Raw genomic sequence first — 20,475 nt, forward strand, 5'->3', positions numbered from 1 at the left:
ATGCAGCCACATGAAACATTTACCGGCTCATACCAGCCCGGTGACGTGGAATTTCTGCTAAAGCCGGTTGTCATTGAGATGACGCCGGTTGATCAAAAAGAAGAGCTGATTCAGTCCGGGAAGAAACATTATTCAGACATGCTCAGCCAGGAGCCAGCACCAACACAATGGCATCTTGATTTGTTTCACCGGGCGCTGGATCGGGGCGCAGAGAGGCTTGCAAAAGAAGTCACACAGCTCGCTATTTCTCTGGCCGAACGCTTCGGTGATGAGCCCATTGTACTGGCCAGTCTTGTCAGAGCTGGCGTACCGCTCGGCGTTATGCTGCACCAGGCCCTGCGTGACATGGGGAAAACCTCATGGCATTACGGCATCAGCATCATCCGGGATCGTGGAATTGACGGTGCAGCACTCGACGTCATTGAAGAGCGGCATGGTACCAGCGGTATTGTCTTTGTTGACGGATGGACAGGTAAAGGCGCAATTACCGGAGAGCTTGTACGCGCACTGAAAGATCGCCCGGGCTATCCTGAGCAGCCGCGACTGGTTGTCCTGGCCGATCCCTGTGGCTGTTCCTGGCTTGCAGCAAGTGATGATGACTGGCTCATTCCTTTTGGCATCATGGGTGCGCCGGTATCAGGTCTGATCTCCCGGTCAGTATGGTCCTCTGAAGGATTACATGGGTGCATGGTTTGCGAGCATCTCAGTGAATTCGAATGCAGCCGGATGTTTGTCGATACCGTCGCTCATTTCCGTAAGAAGTTAACACCGACATCCCTCGCTCCCCTGAGCTGGAATACGGAGTCAGCCCGGATCTTATGGCAGACAAGTTGCGACGTTATCGCGTTCCTGGCCGATGAATTTAAAGTGGACAGCGTCAATCGTATTAAACCCGGTATTGCTGAAGCAACCCGGGCTGTATTGCGTCGGGTACCGGACCATATATTTGTGCGTTCTATTGACGACCCGGACGTTGCCTTGCTTGTAGGGCTTGCTCGTGAAAAGGGAATAGTTGTTACAGAAATGGGGGGAACCCTCGGCCAGTATCGGGCTGTAACCATTATCAAGAAGGTACTCTGATGAAAAATCGTCTTTCTCCCTGGAATCTGGGAGCCACGCTATACATGCCTGCAACACGGGAAGATATTGCTGATGCCGTCCTGCATGGGAAAATCCCGGGTTTGCGCTCTCTGGTAATTTGCCTTGAGGATGCTGTCAGTGAAGCAGACATCCCCATCGCCCTCAAAAATCTGGAGCACCTGCTGCACGAGCTCAGTAACAGCATGCGTAGCCTGGGTAAAAATGACTGGCCTCTGGTGTTCATTCGCCCCCGGCATGCCGACATGGGCAGATGGTTAAAAGCGCATTATGATCTTTCCGCTGTCGACGGGTTTGTGTTGCCGAAATTTACCCTCAGTTCGTTAGCTGAATGGTGGGATATCATGGGCGGGACTCACCTGTGCATGATGCCAACGCTGGAAACAGAAGACGTCTTTGACGTGGTTCAGATGCGCGAGCTGGCCACCCGTCTGGTGGAACATCCCTGCCACGACCGCATTATTGCGCTTCGAATCGGCGGCAACGATCTTATGAACGTTGTGTCGCTTCGCCGTCCCCGGGACCTGACGCTGTATGACAGCCCGATGGGCTACGTCATCAAAATGCTCGTTTCGGTCTTCGGCCCGCGTGATTTTGCCCTGACCGCGCCCGTATGTGAGCATATTGACGATCATGCCGTAATGGCCAGAGAGCTGGCTCTTGATATGGCACATGGGCTTGTTGGGAAAACGGCCATTCACCCGGGTCAGATAGAGGTCATTCAAAACGCGCTGATGGTCACTCAGGGTGAGCATTCTGACGCTCTGCGGATCCTGAACTCTACCCAGGCCGTGTTTAAGTCGCAGGGAGCAATGTGTGAACCCGCCACACATCGCCGCTGGGCGGCTGGCATTCTGGACAGAGCTAGTTTTTATGGGTTACAGAACGAGCAAAGCGCTGATGGAATCAGATTACTTACCGTGACCCAGCATCATTAAGGAAATCATAATGGGGTTCAGGTTCAGAAAGTCGATCAACATTATTCCTGGTGTTCGCCTCAACCTGAGTAACGGTGCACCGAGCCTGAGTGTCGGGCCGAGAGGTGCTTCCGTTTCTTTTGGAAGCCGGGGGACCTATGCCAATCTGGGCTTGCCCGGTACCGGGCTGAGTTACCGTACCCGGCTTGACCGGGCCGCGCGTTCCGGAGGTGGGAACCGGACGGCTACCGACCCGGGGCTCAGACAGGCGCTTGAGCAGGAAGCCGCTGATCTCATGTCAGCGGTGACCGCAATCCGTAATATTCACGAGCTGACGCCGGATCCCAAAACAGGCATCAGCTGGGCAGAGCTGGAAGCAGTATACCTGCATAACAGAACGTCGCCTTTTCAGGTTCCGGCACCGGTGCGTCCAGAAAAGCCAGACTATCTTGCATTGCCGGAAAAGCCTGCCGAGAGCGAAGGCATTAGTTTTCTGGGTAAATGGTTTGAATCGGAATCAGCTAAAGCTGAGCGCCACGCCGAAAATCTTCGCCGGTGGCAGCAGGAGCTGATTGATGTGGAGCGTGAGAATACCCTTCGACAGCACCGGTACCAGCAACAACGGACGGCCTGGGCCGAACAGTATGCAAACTGGAAGTTTGAGGCTGAAGAACATGAAAAACGGCTCGCCACGGCTCAGGCAGATGCCCGGCAGCAGTTCCGGACAGACGCCGCGTTTTTCGAATCATACCTGGCGGGTGTGCTGGCAGAAACTGAATGGCCGCGTGAAACGCTTGTTGCATTTGAAGTAAAGCCGGAGCTATCAGCAGTCCTGCTGGATGTTGATTTAGCTGAGATTGAAGATTTCCCTGATAAGATTTACGGCGTTAATGCCCGGGGCACGGAGCTGACGGAAAAAGCCATGACGCAAAAAGCCGTACGCGAAAACTATGCCCGCCACGTCCATGGCTGCTTGTTCCGCCTGGTCGGTATCGTTTTACATACGCTACCGTTCGACAACGTGATTGTGTCAGGCTTTACGCAACGGGTCAGTAAGCGGACCGGCTATCTGGAGGATGAGTATATCCTGTCCTGCAAATGCAGTCGCAGCCAGATGTCGTCAGTAAATTTTGCAGGCTTAGAACACATTGATCCGGTTGAAGCGTTAGGCGATCAACCGGTTATTCGAAAGATGAGCAGTACCTTCATTTTTCAGCCTATTGAACCACTAACCCTTTAAGCAGGCTAAATCTTACGATGCAATTAAATACCAGACAGGCCCGGATTTTTAAGCTTGCCAACTTACTGGGCACCGGCAAGCCCGTTTCCGCTGCCGACATTATAACCAGTCTGGAATGCTCAGAGCCGACATTAACCCGGGCACTCAAAGAGCTACGCGAGTCATATTCTGCGGAGATCAAATACAGCAAGGCAGGTCATTCATACCATCTCGTTAATCCGGGCCAGCTGGATAAAAAGACCCTTCGCCGGATGAATGAAGCGCTCGCACAGAATGCTGAACTGAAAACCGGTGAGTCCACAGGGAAGGTCGTACTCGATAAGGATAAAAAAACAGCCGTGTCATTATCGCTACGCATGCGGATTTTAAGAAAAATTGACCGTCTGGCTGCGCTGAGTGGCTCGACCCGAAGTGAAGCGGTAGAGAAGCTGGCTCTGCACTCCGTTGATGAACTGATAAAAGAATACAGCGCTAAAAAGTCCTGACGCTAAATCTCAGACCGGGGTGAAAACCCCGGTTTTGTCATATTTCACCTCTGTATCTGCGTGACGGAGTTTTGATCTATTCTCCTCCCGCAATGTCAGCAGCGCCTTTCTGCCTACAAAACCTGGTGTCTTGACATCCTCTTGTGCTACACATCAATCTTTGGGCGATTTACACTCCATTCATGCAGATCTGTGATGTATGATGATTTTCATACATAAGAAAGTTTATTTTTGCCGGAGTTTTTTTCAGAAATCTTATATTCCAGTACGGTCTGAATTTTTTTCTCTGATAAGAGGCCATTCACATGTCGGTAATTCAATGGTGGTTAACTTATTTCTTTAATGCCGCTTCTGAGTATTTAATCTCCACCCGACAGATGTCGTGCCGTTTTATCAAATCTACAAACTCTGGCCTCTTCCTGAAACTACTCTCCTCTTCCGATCTCTTAAGAAGGAATTACATTTGAGACGCTTACCCGTATATCTGCTACTCGACACGTCCGGCTCTATGCACGGAGAGCCTATCGAAGCGGTTAAGAATGGCGTTCAGACGCTGCTTACCACGCTGAAACAGGATCCGTATGCACTCGAAACGGCTTACGTGTCAGTGATCACCTTTGATTCTTCAGCCCGACAGGCAGTCCCCCTGACAGACCTCCTGAGTTTCCAGATGCCAGCACTAACAGCCAGCGGCACCACCTCTCTTGGCGAAGCGCTTACCCTGACGGCCAGCTCCATTGCCAAAGAAGTACAGAAAACGACGGCTGACACTAAAGGTGACTGGCGTCCCCTTGTATTCCTGATGACGGATGGAAGTCCGAATGATGACTGGCGTAAAGGCCTAAATGACTTTAAAGCGGCCAGAACCGGCGTTGTTGTGGCATGTGCAGCCGGGCATGATGCCGATACCAGCGTCCTCAAAGAAATCACTGAAATCGTGGTTCAGCTCGATACAGCTGACAGTTCGACGATTAAAGCTTTCTTTAAATGGGTCAGTGCGAGCATTTCGGTAGGCAGTCAGAAAGTGGAGTCCAGCAAAAAAGAAGTGATCGGTCTTGAAGACCTGCCACCACCGCCGCCAGAAGTAAACGTGGTCTTATAATTTTATTAATTAAGGGGATGTCATGTCTGTCAGTCTGAGCAAAGGCCAGGGCGTAAGCCTGAAAAAAAATGAATACGATCTCTCGTCCGTTACTATCGGCCTGGGTTGGGATATTAATGAGGAAAAGAAAGGTTTCCTCGGCGGGATCTTTGGTAAAAAAGAAGAAGAATACGACCTTGATGTGATCGCTTTCCTGTGTAATTCAGCCGGAAAGGTGACCGATCTCGGCAATGTGGAAAATGGTAAACCAACGCTTGTGAATGGCGATATCATCTTTTTCAACAGCCTTCGCCATAAGTCAGGAAATATCTGGCTGACGGGCGATAACCGAACCGGAGCCGGTGACGGTGACGATGAGCAAATTATTGTGCGCCTGAATTCCCTTGACGCTCAGTACGAGAAAATTGTGTTCATCGTTCAGATCTACAATGGTGAAAAGCTCCAGCAGCACTTTGGTAAAGTTCAGAATGCCTTCATCCGGGCAGTAGATGCCCGTAATATTGAAATGGCACGATTCGATCTTTCTGGCGGACCCGCCTTCGCCAGCCAGCGCTCCATGGTTTTTGCCGAGCTGATACGCGAGGCTACAGGCTGGAAACTCAGGGCAATTGGTGAGCCTTCAGAATCAGATTCGTTTGTCTCGCACCTGAGGAATTACATGTGATGCGCCGCCTGCCTGTTTACCTTGTTATCGACACATCCGGCTCGATGCGCGGTGAGTCCATCCATTCCGTTAACGTTGGAATTCAGGCGATGCTTAGCGCTCTTCGCCAGGATCCCTACGCCCTCGAAAGCGTTCATATCTCCATTATCACCTATGACAATGAGGCGCGTGAGTTCATTCCTCTCACGCCGCTGGAAGACTTCCAGTTTTCTGACATCGTTGTGCCAAGCGCAGGCGGGACGTTCACCGGTGCTGCCCTTGAATGTCTGATGCAGTGTGTTGAACGGGATGTACGTCGCTCAGATGGTGATACCAAAGGAGACTGGCGTCCTCTGGTATTCCTGATGACTGATGGAACCCCTTCTGATGCCCTGGCGTACGGTGAAGCGGTAAAAGCGATTCGCGGCCGGGGATTCGGATCCATCATTGCCTGCGCCGTTGGTCCTAAAGCAGGCCATGAGCACTTAAAACAGCTCACCGATAAGGTTGTGTCTCTGGAGACGCTAGATTCAACCGCGTTTGCAGGTTTCTTTAAATGGGTATCGGCCAGCGTGTCTTCCGGCAGCACAAGCGCGGGGATCAATAACGGAACTGATACCCTTCCCCCTCCTCCACCAGAAATCCAGCTGGTGCTCTGACAGACAGAAAGGTGCTGCTTTCCGGGCAGCACCTTTCTGTACAGCAACGTTTTCTGCTGGCCGTACCAGCCGTACGAGGAAAATTATGAGACGCCTTCCCGTGTTTTTTGTCCTGGACTGTTCAGAGTCCATGATTGGTGAAAACCTGAAAAAAATGACTGATGGTCTGCAAATGATCGTCGGAGATTTAAGAAAGGATCCACACGCACTTGAAACAGCCTGGGTTTCGGTAATCGCATTTGCCGGTGTAGCCCGTACGATTGTACCTCTTCACGAAATTGCCTCGTTCTACCCTCCCCGCCTTCCCGTTGGCGGCGGTACGAGCCTTGGGGCCGCATTGCGTGAGCTGACCGTACAAATTGATACCCAGGTCAGAAAAACCACTCATGAGGCTAAAGGCGACTGGAAACCCGTCGTGTATCTCCTTACCGACGGACGTCCGACTGACGACACAACCGCAGAAGTGAAGCGCTGGAAGGATCACTACGCGAGTAAAGTGAATCTCATTGCCGTTGGCCTGGGGCCGTCAGCGGACCTGAATACCCTGCGGCAACTGACAGAGAATGTCATGCTGTTCACCGAGTCTCAGGAAGGGGACTTTACCCGCTTCATCAAATGGATCACAGCCTCGGTTACGGCGCACAGCCGCAGCGTCGGAGACGACAAACAACCTGAGCTCAGCCAGACTGAATACATAGTCCGGCTGGCCAAGGACGAGCCAGTAAAAGCGTACGACGAAAACTGCGTTACGCTTACCGGCCGTTGCAGCAAGACCCGTCGTCCGTATCTGATGAAGTATGAACGGCCACCAGCAAGGATTTCCGGGCTCGATTTCAGCCTGAACCTGAACAGCTTTAATATTGCCGGATGCTATCCCATCGATGAGGACTATTTTGCATGGTCAGATGCCACCGCTACCGGTTTGCAGGTAAACACCAGCGAACTGCATGGCGTACCGGGTTGCCCTCACTGCGGTAATGCCAGTGCGTTTGCCCTGTGCTCATGCGGAAAATTGCTGTGCATTGACGGCCCGGATGACGTGATCTGCCCGTGGTGTGAAACAGGTCTGTCATTCAGCAATGATGGCGGAAACACTAACTTCGACGTAAACAGAGGGAGAGGTTGATGTCGCAAAATGCTTTACTTGAAGAGAAGATTATCCGCTTAGTTCTGTCTGAGCTGGGCCACCCTGTTGAAGGTGAGCGGCTTTTACTTCTATCGCAGGACCCATCCCTTACCGAAGAAATTATGCGGCTTAAAGAGCGGATTGAGAGCCTTGCACAGGGTTTATCTGCGCGGGTTAGCGAAGGTGATAACGACGCAGAGATTGCCGCCTCGTCAGCATCCAGTCTTTCCGATCAGCAACAAACGGTCGTAAGTGTTGCTGATAACCCGGGCATTGACGCTACCGATACATCAGCACTGCAACCCCTGCCAGAAAATGAGCCTCATCCTCCGTTCTGGAAGCTGATGCCTTATTACGAATTTGATAAACCAGCACAGAGGGAAGACGAAAACCTGTCTTCCCTGGTATTAAAACCCGGGCAGATACCGACAGGCCAGCAGCGGGCCAGCTTAGCTGTGCCACCTGCCGTTCCCCCGAGAGCTAAAATAACGATCCCCAACGCCCGCGCAGGCGAACGTTTCTCTTCGCCGGTTGCTATCGTTCTGGGTGAGGGCCAGCAGGCTACTGTCAGGGACGTTGTCTTTCCCCGGAACATTGGCCTGTCTTTTGACAAAGAACAGGAGTTGCTGACAGGTACTCCCACCGAAAGCGGCGATATAGAGCTTTCAGTAATCTGGTCATGCACGTCGCACGACGAATGTGAAACAAAACAGCTATTTATAATCAATCCCGATCCGAGAAGCCTGTGGAAGGTGGTAGAGCCACCAGCAGACGCTCCCTACCCTAAGTCCCATCTGGACGCTGCTGGCCTGGTCAGGGGTGATATACGTATTGCTGCCGCCAGTCGCCGGGGACGCTCTCATGAGCATGCCGGAAGCTTCAGAGATGACGACTTCTACATCAACCACTGCCAGGAAACAGGATGGTCTGTCATGCTGGTCGCAGACGGAGCCGGTAGTGCGGTAAATTCCCGGGAAGGCTCCCGGATTGCAGTCAAAACGGCTGGCGATTACCTTTTAAATCAGCTCAGTGGTGTGAAAGGCGTCCATTTAAAGCAGCACATCACGGCGTGGGAAGGGAGCGATCAGCAGGCAACAATAAACGCCATGCTTCATCATTTTAAACAGGCAGCTACGCTCGCGGTCAACAGTATCCAGAACGAAGCCATTTGTGCAGAACAACCTGTGAAATCCTATTCAACAACCCTTCTGGCAACTGTAGCGCTACGAACTGATAACGAGCTGTTTGCGGCTGCATTCTGGCTTGGTGATGGTGCGATAGGTGCATACAGCCCTTCCGGTAAAGTCAGGATACTGGGAAATCCCGATAGCGGAGAATACGCAGGACAAACCCGTTTCCTTGACCAGAGCATTATCGCAGACCCCTCGTTTAGCGGCCGCATCAGCGTGGGTAAATGGAATGATGTATCTCACTTGATCCTCATGACAGACGGCGTCTCAGACCCTCTGTTTGAGACGGATAATGGGCTTCGCAGTGACGAAAAATGGACCCGTCTCGTTGATGAGCTCAACCCTGTCCTTACAGACGCCAGTATTGCGCCTGAGAGGTTAGGCGACTGGCTTAACTTTTTCTCCACAGGGAACCATGATGACCGCACTATTGCGGTGTTGTGGTAAGGGATACGCTTTTTCGGTGATCAATATGGCAAATATCGTTACGTGCAAAACAAAGGACGGCGAAACAGTCCAGTATGTTGACGAGGTAATTGGTTCGGGCTCGATGAAGGATGTTTACTTTTCGCCTGATAAATCATACGTCGTCGCTTTTTATCATAAACCGCAGAACGAGCAGGCCCGGGATCGGATTGATATGATCACCGGACGCTACAGGCAAAACATTTTTGGCCAGTCCGGAGGTGAATACTGGAAGGACCTGTTTTGCTGGCCGACCCATGTTGTTGAGCATGGGCATAAAATCGGCATCGTGGTTCCAACCTACAAAAGCTACTTTTTCTTTAAATACGGCTCTAAAAACGATGATTTTCTTGGCATAAAAGGTCGTGAAAAGGAAGGCAAATGGTTTGCCAGCGCCAGCAACCAGAACAAATTTCTCGACCCACGTGAACGAGGCAATACGCTTACCTATCTCAAGGTCTGTCTGCTGCTGACAAGAGCCGTCAGAAGGATGCATGCGGCAGGTCTCTGTCACAGCGATCTAAGCTATAAAAACGTGCTTATCGATCCAGAAATGGGACATGCCTGCATCATTGACGTAGACGGCCTGGTTGTCCCTGGAAAGTATCCTCCCGACGTGGTGGGCACCCCGGATTTTATCGCTCCGGAAGTGGTGAAAACCAGTCATCTTTCCAAAGAGGATCCGAACCGCGTATTGCCAAGCATTACTACTGACCGTCATGCGCTGTCGGTGCTTATCTACATGTATCTGTTCTTCCGTCATCCGCTACGTGGCGGAAAAATACATGACATGTCGGATGAAGTACGTGATGAGACCTTATCTATGGGTGAGAAGGCACTCTTCATTGAACATCCGACAGACAAAAGCAATGCAGTCAAAGTCAGTCAGCTATCGTCCTTTTCACTGCCCTGGGCTGACCCGGAGAAAATTCCTTACACCATCATGGGCCCTTATCTGACACCTTTGTTTGAGCGCGCCTTTATAGATGGCTTACACGATGCCACTAAACGCCCGACCGCCGATGAGTGGGAAAGCGCCCTGGTTAAAACAGTCGATCTGATACAGCCCTGCCAGAACAAGGCGTGTGAACAGAAATGGTACGTTTTCTCGGGTAAGACAAAGCCGGTTTGTCCCTACTGCGGTACGCCATACAAGGGTAAATTACCGGTTCTAAATTTATATTCTTCCCGAAAGGAAGGCAGTTATCGTCCTGACGACCACCGGTTGATGGTGTGGAGCGGGCAGTCAATCTATGCGTGGCATGTGAATCGCCTCATTGCGCCAAATGAGCGTACAACCGATTTGCAAAGGAAACGAGTTGGGTATTTTGTTTTCCATAACGATCAGTGGTGGTTAGTAAATGAAGGCATAAATGGGCTTATGTCATTACCGGATAAACGACAGATTGCCATTGGGGAAAAAATTGAACTGACGAATAACGCTCAGTTTGTTCTGTCAAAGGAGGAAGGCGGCAGGCTGGTCGTCGTTCAGTTAGTAGAAAACTAACGGACGCCCATAACGACTAAAACGTTCTGGCAGCATACTGAACCTGTTTAATGAATCACTATATTAAGCTGTGTCAAATTTAAGCTGCCAGAAAAACTGACTGTCTGTGCCGGATATGCGGTACACCTCCTGCGGCAAGGGTTTAATGCGCAAAGCCCAATTTATTTATAAGAGTGAATAGTTTTGTGGCTCTACCCTGCCGCTCTCCTTTCCTGTGTCATGGTTTTTAACATCTGAAATACTGACATTGTTAAGCCGGTGATTGTATAAGGCGATGCGGACAATCTCATGAAGATATTCAAGTTCGTTTTGTGTCAAGGACTGGCCTTCCTGGGTTTTTGAAATCATTTCCTGCCAGCAGATCAGTCTTTCGTAACTGACATGTTCGCTGTTTTCCAGGCAGTGCAACCTGAAATAGCGAAGGAACAAAGGAAATTCATCGGTCTGAGCGATGTCATAAGCCCGAACCGTTAACCTACACAGACATACAATCGTATCCTGCTGTAACCTGACTAACGCGTTATGACTGCCCGGAAGGATATCAGGCAATTTCATCTTACAGTCAGCAAGGCGCTGAAGAAGAGGCCCTTCCTCTGAAGGCTCCCGTCCCCGATACTCCTGAAGAGGTTCAGATTCAAGTTCATGCATTAATGGATGATATAGCCATTCCCGGGAACTGGTCTCATCAATGATCAGGCTTTCAATGCACTCACTGTATGTTGTTTTACGTCGCCCGAGCTGCACCTGACTGATTTCATATTCAATATCTGGAAGATCGATACGCAATGCGGCAACTCTTTCGGAAGGATGAAGGTGGTCAAAGGTTAACTTCGCAGAAATGCTACGATCCCTGTCCAGAAAGACGGCCACACATAAATCATTAACCTTTACGAACAGATCAGCTGTGCCTCCGAACATACTGCCGCTTCCAATAACCTCATTCAGTGAAACCGGCCCACCATCGTCGCCAGCGAGAAGATTTGGGAAACCAAGAACCTGGTGCTCGTTGATGACTTCAATAATTTTTCCCCGGATGGCTTCCATCAGACCATCACAGTCACCGGCTACAGCAGTACTGTGTGAGAAATGCCAAAGCTTGACCTCCCCCTGCTTTGCTAACAGATCAGTTTTGCAAGCGGGGCAGATGCAGTTACAGTCGATACCCCGGCTGACCTCTGTAATATCTAAAAAGAGTCCTGATTCTCTCTGGAGTCCAAATGGAATACCAAATGTGTAACTCTTACGCATGGCTGCACCCCGTTTTTGATAATTATTCAAACTATATCCGAAATAACGGAGGAGGATTTCTGTAAAACGAATTAAAAGAAATGATTTTTTAGTTTTCCAGATTAATGTTTGACAAGAATCAAATGAGAGCCTTACAAATATGGAGAGAGAAGTTTAGGTAAAGTAACTTTTATCACAACTTCTAAAATTAAGGAGAATATCGGATGTATTTAGCAGTGGGCTTGGCTTATGATTAAAGTCTTTCTCCGAACTTAATAAGAAAGTTAAAAAGACAGGCTATTACAGTGCCTTTAGCCCCGAAAGGGGCATAAACTATTTTCAAATCCAGACACAGTCTTTTTGTTGTGCCAATATCAATAATTACTCGCGAACAAAGGTCCACACACTCGCAGGAACTTTGTCATATAACTTTTTCATTGTCAGTTCAGCTTTACGATGATCATAAGCACCAGAAATTTCAAGAGAGGCGACACCCGAGTTTTTTTCACATAACCTTTCAAATACTTTTTCGAGCGTTTCGAACGAACTACACTTACGGAATTTCATTAAATAAGACTGCTTTGTGTCAGACATAATCAACCTTCTTTAGACAGGCCTCAACTGGCCAGGGATAATCTTAATATCATTTTTCACTTAAGCCTAACGATTTCACAACCTTTTTCGTTGTTTCCACCCTGTTCATAACCAGGTACATGAGTGCTAAAATGACTGTAAATAAAACCAGTGTATCCCGGTGAGCAGGATGAAGAATCAATCAGTGATCAGACAGTTTTCGGAAAGCGAATTGCATCAGCAGCTGGAAACGTTCGGCAACCATGATAAACAGCTTTCACGCTTGATCCGTTACTTTTCCCATCTGAGATACAACACAGCTAAAACCTATCTGCACTGGCTACGAGTATGGAACGAATGGTATCAGGCGAATGCCCGGTTGCATACAGACTGGCCAGTAAGTTCGCTCCCCGTGTCTGAGGAAGCTCTGCTGGCGTTTATGGGGCATCTTGAAGGCAAATTGTCACGAAGCAGCATAAACAGCTGTCTTCAGGCCTTAAACAGTATCCATAAAAAAGGGCTTAACCTGCCCGGGATTATTACGTCTGAAGCATGGTACATGCTGGAAGCCTTAAAACAATCGGAAGCCCGGAAGCGAAAGACGACTAAACAGGCAACTCCCTTTCTTATTGGCGATCTCAAGGCTCTGATAAAGTTACGCAGTACTACAAACTCAGTTCGTAAGCTTCGTGACCTGTGCCTGATCTGGACAGGCTTTGAAACACTGCTCCGTTCATCCGAAATTCGCCGTATACGTCTGAAAGATCTGTCTCTGGATAGTATGACCGGTGAATTTAACCTGACGGTATACCGTACAAAAACGAACATCAGTACACTTCTTACCTACCGGCTGACACGTCAGTTAACTAACTGCCTCTTGAGATTGATGAACCTTGTGAAAATGGATCAGCACAGTCATCCGGATGAATACCTTTTCCAGGCCGTAAATTTCCATGATACAGGCTATATGCCACCCGGCTGGAAGCTTCGGAGTAAAGGGAATGAGCTATCTGAGCTTCTTAAACGGCATAACCTGCCCTACCGTGCTAAACAAAGTCTTCTGAACGATGAAGATGAGGAAGACACTGTGGACGATGCCGGTATGCTCAGCAAAAATTCCCTTTTACGGGCATTTAAAGAAATGTGGAATGAGCTTTATCCAAATGAGACTAAAACCCGTTACTGGACAGGGCACAGCGTTCGTGTAGGCGGTGCGATACAGCTGGATATTGAAGGTTACTCGCTACCACAGATTATGGAAATGGGGAACTGGTCGAATGAAGAAATGGTTATGCGCTACATTCGCAATATTGAAGCTGGTAAAAAAGCCATGATCAAGCTTATGCGAAATGCCTTTGATGAATAGCGCCCTCACGGGCGCATAACTTTATTTTTTCTTGAACGGGTTAAGTCTGGTGAGATTAGAGAGTGCCCCTCCCGGAGGCAAAATTCCCGTCCTTTTATATTTGTACACGCCATTTAATTTCATTGTCTGGATTCCAAGATTAATAAGCGTGACAAGTTTAAGGGTATACAGGAGTGTAAATTGGGGAGCAACCTGAATAAAAACTAATAACAAGCCTGCACACATTACACGTAGCCATGCCGCGTACTCCATGCTCAGCGGACGCTTGAAATAGAATCTTTCGAGCAAATCAACTGTCTTATTACTGATCCACGCCGCCGCCACTGAGAGTAACAACACGATGCACACCATAATGCCCAGTTCCATTTTCACTCCCTTCTCTTTTAGTCTGTTTAAGTTGAGGCTTAGCCACAGTAGTTTTGTTTTTTGCTTTTTTCTTAGGTTTGGTATGGTGAAACAGAAAACAATCCACCATTACCCAACCATTTTTATATCGAGCCACCAGCATCTTCTGGCTGGGGTAATGAGCATGAAACAGCATTTTCACGTCCATGGTGCCCATCAACGACTGTTTGCGCTTTAGCTCATCCTCAGCCATCTGAAATTCTTGTAAGAATTCTGAAGACAGACGCTGACGCAGAATTCTTATGGCACTGGAGTTTTCATCATTCTTTGCCAGGTGCCCGAAGCGTACAAGTGCCTTGTGGGTTATCTGGATGGGTCCCAGATGAGAGCTGAGCTGTTCGTACTGCCAGAAGTAGGTCAAATCCACCTTAACCCAGCTGATGCTGTCCAGCAGAGCCTCGTTCATGATGGTTCCGGACATAGGTACCATTGTCAGCCTGGCCAGACGCATATGTATGTAGTCCGTAAGCAACCTCAGCGACTCAGGAACGTTTTTATTGAGTAGGAGATGCTGAAGCACCGGGGTTGCGGTCTGCCAACACAGATTGCGCCCGTCAGGCAGGAAAGCAAACTTTTGATCGTCAGGCGCAGAGTTCGAAGCGTTTTCCTTACGAAGCAAAAAATAATGGCCGCACAGCAGCTCTGCTCTTACCTGGTCCTCGTCAGGGTCATGTCGGGCTTTACTTAGATCAACGGTTAGCACAACGCGGTTAATCGCATCAGCGTGATATTTTTTTACCCAGACGCAGACACGATAGAGACGCTCATCGATTTTCTGGCTGGCTGTGGAAATCCATTGCATTGTTGTTCCTTAATTTTCGGGGCTGACAATGAAAATGCCCAGCTCAGCCCCCGGCACGAGTTCTGTATATTTCAGGCTCAGCTTCCGTTGGTTGGACGGACCCTGGCTGTTTTCAGGAGCCCAGTCAGAGAGCGTTTTTAATTGAGGTATGTTGCCTGCTGCGAAAATGGGCAAGGATGCTTTTACTACTGAATAATCAGTCTCAGCATATTTATTCCCGTTTCGTTCCTGCCCTTCAGGCCTAAATGCAAAAATGTGAGCAATCGGAACAGGGAAAGAGTTAGTTCGACAAAGGCGATAAGATTCGCCCTGCTTCAGTGGGTGAAATTCAAGACGGTGTAAAGCCTTATCGATATTAGACACGACATTCAAATTGGTAGTTGCTACATTTTTTACTTCTGAGGCTCTCCTGCGCTCCAACAAACTCACAAGTTGCTCTGCTGTTTTAACTTCCTGGTTTCGGTTTAGCCGCCATGAAAAAGTAACTTTTTTAAGCTGGGACTTGATGAAAAGGATATTTCTTGTTGAGTGCATAGCGACAAGGCCCGGGAGCTTCTTGTGCACTTTATCAAAACGGACATTCTTTTTATTATCGATACGCCTCATTGCCGCAGCAAAATCATTTTTTGCTTCGTTTATAGAAGTGATCAAGCTTTCGAGAAGATCTGCTCTTTCGGGGACAATGATTAGACCCGGGTATTTAGTGGTTACTTTGGTGGAATCATGACTTAATGACTCTATGTCATCCACACAGATGTCAGTAAGTGCCTGAATAATTTCCTCAACCGAAGCATCGTCTTTAATACTAACCCTGATGGGTTTAACCTGCTTCAAGCGCTCTTCTGTTCTAGATACGGTGGAGACAGTCATCAGGTTTGCCATCATCGGGGGGGTGTTCGAAAGAAAACACTTGAGCGAGTCGATGCGTTCCAGAATCTGGTCACGAAAATAGGGCAAATCGTCATAACTCATACGTTTCTCCAGGCTCATGTTATTTCCAATCAATTTTGCTGCCCAGGCTGACCTTGCAGAACATAAATGTCATGTAAACCTCTAAAGAAGTCATTTTGAAACAGCTTTCACAGCATGCGATTTATGTTCGATAGGGCTCATGAACAAAGGATGATAATGGAGACGCCATGGATAGTGGATAGTCTTACCCACCTGGGTGATCCGATTGAGGCGAAAACGACCATTTATACAGTCAACTGACCAAAGCCCGGGAGAAACTAACCTCTTCCAGCGGTAAAAAGAGAAACCTGCAACACAGAGGTCATGCTCCAGGAAATGTTGAGTTTCGACGACGCGAACTTTTATCAAAAACCCCAGCATTGGCGAAAACCAGATCAACAACCATGTTGGCGGCAGGATGACTTTGTTCAGGAGATGATCTGTCATAAGCAAGGCAGATAACATCAGAAAACTGATAGTCAACCACAGGGCCATCCAACCGGCCCATACGCGGCTCTGACAGGGTTTCCATTCGAGAAGAAAAAGTTTTTTATGCATTCTGCCCCGCCTAATTTTAATGTATTGCCGAAGTATGCTGCATCATGATGGTGGTGCGGGGAAAGATTTCAAACTTCCACAATTCTGAAGCCGTGTTCCAACCATGAAAGATCCCGTCTCCACAGCGAGTGTTAAAAGCAAGAATTTCATCCCTGACCTGGTAAGCGAGCACTTCTGGCATATCAATAAACTCAGGTAAGGAAAGAAGAATTCCATGGATAACTTCTCCGGTTAACTTACTCATAACCTCTTCCTCAGACAGGGCAGCGTCCGGGAACAAACACAACGGAAGTGAAAAACAACATAGGTCAAGACCAATAGCAGCCCTTCCTGCGTCGTAGCCTTCTTCATTAACGACAAAACGAAAGAATTTTTCTGTCTCACCCCGTAATGATGACGGTCCTTCAGACGGAACTTCAATACCACTGAAGACTTTATCGGTCCAGTTGGTAAAAGGACTGGTGAAAACCCAACAAATTAAGGATAACGCCAGCTCTTCCTTAAACATACGTTCAGTGCCGGTAGTTCTGGAAAGTTGCTTTTGAGTACTCATGTTTTACCTGTTGCATGAAATTATTGATGTTATATAAACACAACCGGCATTTTATCTAATAGGTTTGAAAACACTAAAAATCGCAAATGCTGGTACCTTTCTGTTTTAAGAGATTTTCAAGGTAAAGTGAGGCTAGATCAATTGGCTGGTTCTCTTCAAGACAGGCTCGCACAAGATCTTCAATAGAGACCGAATCAACCCCCCTTCCCTGTAAAATTTCTTTAGCAGATGCCAGCGTTTTATGAACGCTTCGACTTAGTTGTAATCTGACTTGTGTGCGGGTATCAAAAAGACAATCTTCTGTGACACTTTGTGAAACGGTTCTACTCATTGAAAAATCACTCCATTTCTGGGATCGAATGAAAATTAACAGCTATAGATGTATCAGGTTTCCCATTTTCTACGATACTCAACCACGTACGCGCTGAGATTTGTTGTTCACAGACGAGTATGTAACCTGTTCCCTGTTGATGATGTAGCTCAAGAGCTTTTAGGATAGGCTCTGAATGAGGTCCGAGAGCATCACGCGTGTGAATAAGCGTTTGCTCTGGCAATACGTTGCTAAGCATAGACAGCAGAACATTACGCTCATCCTCATTATCCGACAAAACAAGAATTATACGAAAACCCGTTTTTATACGAAATCTGATTTCTGAAACTAACTTTCTTAATCTTAATTTATATATGACCAGGCGGAATCGAGTCATCAGTAAAGAGACCACTGTGAAGATAACGATTACTGCGCCATATTTTGACCTGTAGAACCACCAGTTAAGGCCTCCAGCAACTATCAGGATTAACATTAAAATTAAACTCCCATAGAAAAAAAGTGCTGGGTAGCGAGTTGTCTTTCCTTCAATTAGTGCTGAGGCAAATATCAAAATGGATATTCCGTAAATTACCCAGTCAAAAATACTTTCTCCAATCATTCTTTAGTGAACATCCTTAACAGTGGAAATGTAGGTTTATGGGTTTATGCATTTTCCTGATGGCCTTGACAACCAAGGATTTCACAGAAATTGTCACAGTGTGAAGCTGTAACAAAGCGCTCTCCACGTTCGAATCGCTCAACCAAATCCTTTCTTACTTCACTTCCAGGTTTCTGGAAGATGTACTCAAACTGGAGATCCTCGGCCGTTGAAAGTAGTCGTTCTATGCTGAAATCAACATGGTAAAAGCAAAACTGATTATCAACCGGGGGAAAGTTGCTTTTGGTACTGTTCTCGTTTTTGGATTTTAGTTCATTCATGAGCTCTCCTTGGTTGAGAACAGTATACAAATCTCTTTAGGGATTTTTTTTCGTTAATAGCACTTTTTTGAGTTTAAAGAGTATGTTCATACCAGAGCATTAGAGGCTACGAAAAGGATAATGGAATTAGAAAGATAGATTTTAAGTGGTGATGTAAGGTGGGATAGGTAGAAGAGGAGTAGACGCTTGTAAGCGAGGCAAAAAAAAGGCACGGAAACCGTGCCATAAGAGTATGTGAGAAAAAATCAAAATCAGGGAAAGAATCAAGCAGCTTGTGAAACTGAATCTCCAACTGCAAGATTTAAATTTCTTAGGTTATCGAAAACTTCAGATACTAAGTCATTACGGTCGTGGATTTTAATCCGCCCACCGGTTAACTCTGAAACATAAACGGTATGGCAGAGGTCAGTAACCACTTCGCCGTATTCATCAACGACTTCCAAAGATGCAATCATCGGAATATAAGAAGCCGCAGCATAGCTCTCATAAATACTTATTATGGAGTCATTGTTGCGTCGAGAAATTACCCTACCAGAAGGTAAAGCCTCATCTTCCATATAGCAATCAGATAGGTCCTCACAGAAGTCATTTTCTTTAAGTGAAATATTAAGGGTCAATTCACTGTTGATAGAGCGTGAATAAGAATATTCACTCAGTTTATAGCAAGCCAAACTTATATCACTAAAAGTTTCATAAGCTTTATAGAGGCTCGATGTTATAGACTCAGATACAAATGTTATTAGTCCAATAAAATGAGTATCCCAGAACTGTTGCAAAGCAAAACGGGCAATCATAACCTGACCATCAACCTGCATCAGTCTGTTATATTCATCCCGGTCATAACCTTTCGACTGAGAAACATCATTAGACATGCTAAGAACTTCACTACAAACATCATCATATTCAAAACGGCTAGTTGCAAAGTGTTTTCCTGAAATCTCAAGGTACTGACCAGAGACTGCGTCAAACACCTCAAGAAAGTAACAGAGTCGAGATTTTAAAGATTCTCTGTTTAAAGCTTCTATTTCATTCTCAGAGATACTATCGACATATAAATCAACAGCATTCTTGAGTTCAATAGCTTTGATATTACAGGTAAAAGAAAGCTCGTCACTTTGACAATGGCAAACACTTAATACTATATCCGCCTCATCAAAATCTATGCCAAGATAGCTCAGAACTGCTCGGACATAGTTTTTATCATCAGATGAATGTGTCATATACACTACCTCAAATTTGAGAGGAAGTGCCCCAGAAGGGAAGCGACTTCCCCACTGGGTTAGATAAAAGTTTGGTTAAGCTAAAAGAAGATGCCAGCGACAGATTTTACATTGTCATAGACAAGTGTCTTCAGCCAACCAAAGTTACTTTTTTGGACTGAAGCAAAAGGATCATTGAGACGCGTTACGAAAATCGTCAAAAGCTTCAGTTATTAGTAATGTGCGATCAGTTACTCTGTATCGGTCATTACTTTCGAGAGATACGTAAGTTGAATGCGAAGAATCACAGACAACACGCCCTCTTTTATTGATCAATCTTACTTCCATCATCACCGGCACATTGATAATTGAAGCAACATCGGTATAGAGGGATATGAGGGCATCATTGTCACAATATAACGCCCCGTTCCCATCAAATGTATCGTTAAACTTAATATATATATCTGGCATATTTGCCGGATAATCATCAGTATTGAAATCAATGCATAACTTTAAGTCATCATTAATACGGCGATTAATCTTATGCTGCCCAACACGTACAAAGCCATGTTCAACAGCTTTGATAATCCTTAAAGTTTCATTAAGACAATCTGTAATTCTTTTCTCGACAAATGAGATAAAGTCACCAAAGTCGGAATGAAAAAACTGTTTAAGTGCAAATTTCGCAACTAACACTTTCCCATCCACCTTCATTTTATCGAGATAAAGATTTCTTATAGCATCAGTAGAAGAATTAGCTTTAGATAACTCTTCACAGTCATTAATAATCATTGAAACAATATCAATAACTTTAACTGGGCTTAAAGTATTACTATATCCGCGAATATCAAACGTAAAAAATCCGAAATTCTTAAATACTCCAAGAAAATAAATTATTTTTTGTTTCAAAAGAATAGAATCGGAGTAAGATGCGTTGTGCTTTATTAGTTCAGATATGTAGAGATCCAACATACAATTTAAATTATCGATATCTACATCGTAATCAAAGGTTACTTTGTCGAACGAAGTATCAGATAATTGAACGGTTATATCGTCAGCGGGAACATTAAGGCCTAAATTTTGATAAAGAAAGGCACTAACAAATTCCACGTGGTCAGATTCTTTAAACATTTACACTACCTCATGACTAAAAAGGAAGT

At 46.7% G+C, this 20,475-nt stretch carries 23 protein-coding genes; 11 read left to right on the plus strand and 12 right to left on the minus strand.

Features of this window, described 5'->3' with window-relative positions; translation table 11 throughout:
• From L3069_RS23350 to L3069_RS23395, 10 genes are all read left to right on the plus strand, one after another.
• The gene (locus L3069_RS23350) at positions 1-1,080 is read left to right on the plus strand and encodes a cysteine protease StiP family protein (RefSeq protein WP_040113323.1); all 1,080 of its coding nucleotides are present in this window, start codon (positions 1-3) and stop codon (positions 1,078-1,080) included.
• The gene (locus L3069_RS23355) at positions 1,080-2,036 is read left to right on the plus strand and encodes an HpcH/HpaI aldolase/citrate lyase family protein (RefSeq protein WP_040113322.1); all 957 of its coding nucleotides are present in this window, start codon (positions 1,080-1,082) and stop codon (positions 2,034-2,036) included. Before L3069_RS23350 ends, L3069_RS23355 begins: the two co-directional genes overlap by 1 nt.
• Positions 2,037-2,046: 10 nt before the next feature.
• On the plus strand, positions 2,047-3,255 hold the full coding sequence (locus L3069_RS23360) for a DUF4236 domain-containing protein (protein ID WP_000506888.1): 1,209 nt from the start codon (positions 2,047-2,049) through the stop codon (positions 3,253-3,255).
• 17 nt (positions 3,256-3,272) lie between these two features.
• The gene (gene terW / locus L3069_RS23365) at positions 3,273-3,740 is read left to right on the plus strand and encodes a tellurium resistance protein TerW (protein WP_001176767.1); all 468 of its coding nucleotides are present in this window, start codon (positions 3,273-3,275) and stop codon (positions 3,738-3,740) included.
• 463 nt (positions 3,741-4,203) lie between these two features.
• Positions 4,204-4,842 (plus strand): VWA domain-containing protein, encoded by a 639-nt coding sequence (locus L3069_RS23370; RefSeq protein ID WP_001388628.1) that lies wholly within the window; start codon positions 4,204-4,206, stop codon positions 4,840-4,842.
• A 22-nt stretch (positions 4,843-4,864) separates the two neighbouring features.
• Positions 4,865-5,506: a TerD family protein gene (locus tag L3069_RS23375; RefSeq protein ID WP_000116681.1), complete on the plus strand. Its 642-nt coding sequence runs from the start codon at positions 4,865-4,867 to the stop codon at positions 5,504-5,506.
• Complete coding sequence (locus L3069_RS23380; protein ID WP_001253658.1) at positions 5,506-6,144, plus strand: VWA domain-containing protein; 639 nt, start codon at positions 5,506-5,508, stop codon at positions 6,142-6,144. Before L3069_RS23375 ends, L3069_RS23380 begins: the two co-directional genes overlap by 1 nt.
• Positions 6,145-6,229: 85 nt before the next feature.
• Entirely contained in the window at positions 6,230-7,270 is a 1,041-nt protein-coding gene (locus L3069_RS23385; protein WP_045899550.1) for a TerY-C metal binding domain-containing protein, read from the plus strand.
• Positions 7,270-8,907, plus strand: coding sequence for a PP2C family serine/threonine-protein phosphatase (locus tag L3069_RS23390; protein WP_000081059.1), 1,638 nt, complete (start codon positions 7,270-7,272; stop codon positions 8,905-8,907). The genes L3069_RS23385 and L3069_RS23390 overlap by 1 nt, the downstream gene beginning before the upstream one ends.
• Before the next feature lie 25 nt (positions 8,908-8,932).
• On the plus strand, positions 8,933-10,432 hold the full coding sequence (locus L3069_RS23395) for a helix-hairpin-helix domain-containing protein (protein WP_001284318.1): 1,500 nt from the start codon (positions 8,933-8,935) through the stop codon (positions 10,430-10,432).
• 165 nt (positions 10,433-10,597) lie between these two features.
• Here L3069_RS23395 and L3069_RS23400 read toward each other — a convergent pair whose 3' ends face one another.
• A complete protein-coding gene (locus tag L3069_RS23400; protein WP_001232447.1) occupies positions 10,598-11,680 on the minus strand; it encodes a hypothetical protein in 1,083 nt (360 codons plus the stop codon).
• Between the two features lie 360 nt (positions 11,681-12,040).
• Positions 12,041-12,253: an Hha/YmoA family nucleoid-associated regulatory protein gene (locus L3069_RS23405; protein WP_001285422.1), complete on the minus strand. Its 213-nt coding sequence runs from the start codon at positions 12,251-12,253 to the stop codon at positions 12,041-12,043.
• 169 nt (positions 12,254-12,422) lie between these two features.
• On the opposite strand from L3069_RS23405, the gene L3069_RS23410 reads away from it, so the two are divergent.
• Complete coding sequence (locus L3069_RS23410) at positions 12,423-13,598, plus strand: tyrosine-type recombinase/integrase (protein WP_000795949.1); 1,176 nt, start codon at positions 12,423-12,425, stop codon at positions 13,596-13,598.
• 21 nt (positions 13,599-13,619) lie between these two features.
• On the opposite strand, the gene L3069_RS23415 is transcribed toward L3069_RS23410, so the two are convergent.
• The 10 genes from L3069_RS23415 to L3069_RS23460 form a co-directional block, all read right to left on the minus strand.
• Complete coding sequence (locus tag L3069_RS23415; RefSeq protein WP_001805195.1) at positions 13,620-13,964, minus strand: hypothetical protein; 345 nt, start codon at positions 13,962-13,964, stop codon at positions 13,620-13,622.
• A complete protein-coding gene (locus L3069_RS23420) occupies positions 13,900-14,805 on the minus strand; it encodes a hypothetical protein (protein WP_001198595.1) in 906 nt (301 codons plus the stop codon). The genes L3069_RS23415 and L3069_RS23420 overlap by 65 nt, the downstream gene beginning before the upstream one ends.
• 9 nt (positions 14,806-14,814) lie before the next feature.
• Entirely contained in the window at positions 14,815-15,777 is a 963-nt protein-coding gene (locus L3069_RS23425) for a DNA replication terminus site-binding protein (protein WP_000119428.1), read from the minus strand.
• 90 nt (positions 15,778-15,867) lie between these two features.
• Entirely contained in the window at positions 15,868-16,314 is a 447-nt protein-coding gene (locus tag L3069_RS23430; RefSeq protein WP_000549069.1) for a hypothetical protein, read from the minus strand.
• Positions 16,315-16,330: 16 nt separating this feature from the next.
• Complete coding sequence (locus tag L3069_RS23435; RefSeq protein ID WP_000107167.1) at positions 16,331-16,867, minus strand: hypothetical protein; 537 nt, start codon at positions 16,865-16,867, stop codon at positions 16,331-16,333.
• A 73-nt stretch (positions 16,868-16,940) separates the two neighbouring features.
• Positions 16,941-17,198 carry a hypothetical protein gene (locus L3069_RS23440; RefSeq protein ID WP_001371933.1) on the minus strand — a complete coding sequence of 86 codons (258 nt, stop codon included), beginning with the start codon at positions 17,196-17,198 and terminating at the stop codon, positions 16,941-16,943.
• Positions 17,199-17,205: 7 nt separating this feature from the next.
• The gene (locus tag L3069_RS23445; protein ID WP_000578891.1) at positions 17,206-17,796 is read right to left on the minus strand and encodes a hypothetical protein; all 591 of its coding nucleotides are present in this window, start codon (positions 17,794-17,796) and stop codon (positions 17,206-17,208) included.
• 44 nt (positions 17,797-17,840) lie between these two features.
• The gene (locus L3069_RS23450; protein WP_001004200.1) at positions 17,841-18,116 is read right to left on the minus strand and encodes a hypothetical protein; all 276 of its coding nucleotides are present in this window, start codon (positions 18,114-18,116) and stop codon (positions 17,841-17,843) included.
• A 263-nt stretch (positions 18,117-18,379) separates the two neighbouring features.
• Positions 18,380-19,336 (minus strand): hypothetical protein, encoded by a 957-nt coding sequence (locus L3069_RS23455; protein ID WP_000149830.1) that lies wholly within the window; start codon positions 19,334-19,336, stop codon positions 18,380-18,382.
• Positions 19,337-19,507: 171 nt separating this feature from the next.
• On the minus strand, positions 19,508-20,446 hold the full coding sequence (locus L3069_RS23460) for a hypothetical protein (protein ID WP_000472041.1): 939 nt from the start codon (positions 20,444-20,446) through the stop codon (positions 19,508-19,510).
• Positions 20,447-20,475 lie beyond the last annotated feature (29 nt).

It is taken from the genome of Enterobacter cloacae complex sp. ECL411, from assembly GCF_021869665.1.
Taxonomy (GTDB): domain Bacteria; phylum Pseudomonadota; class Gammaproteobacteria; order Enterobacterales; family Enterobacteriaceae; genus Enterobacter; species Enterobacter intestinihominis.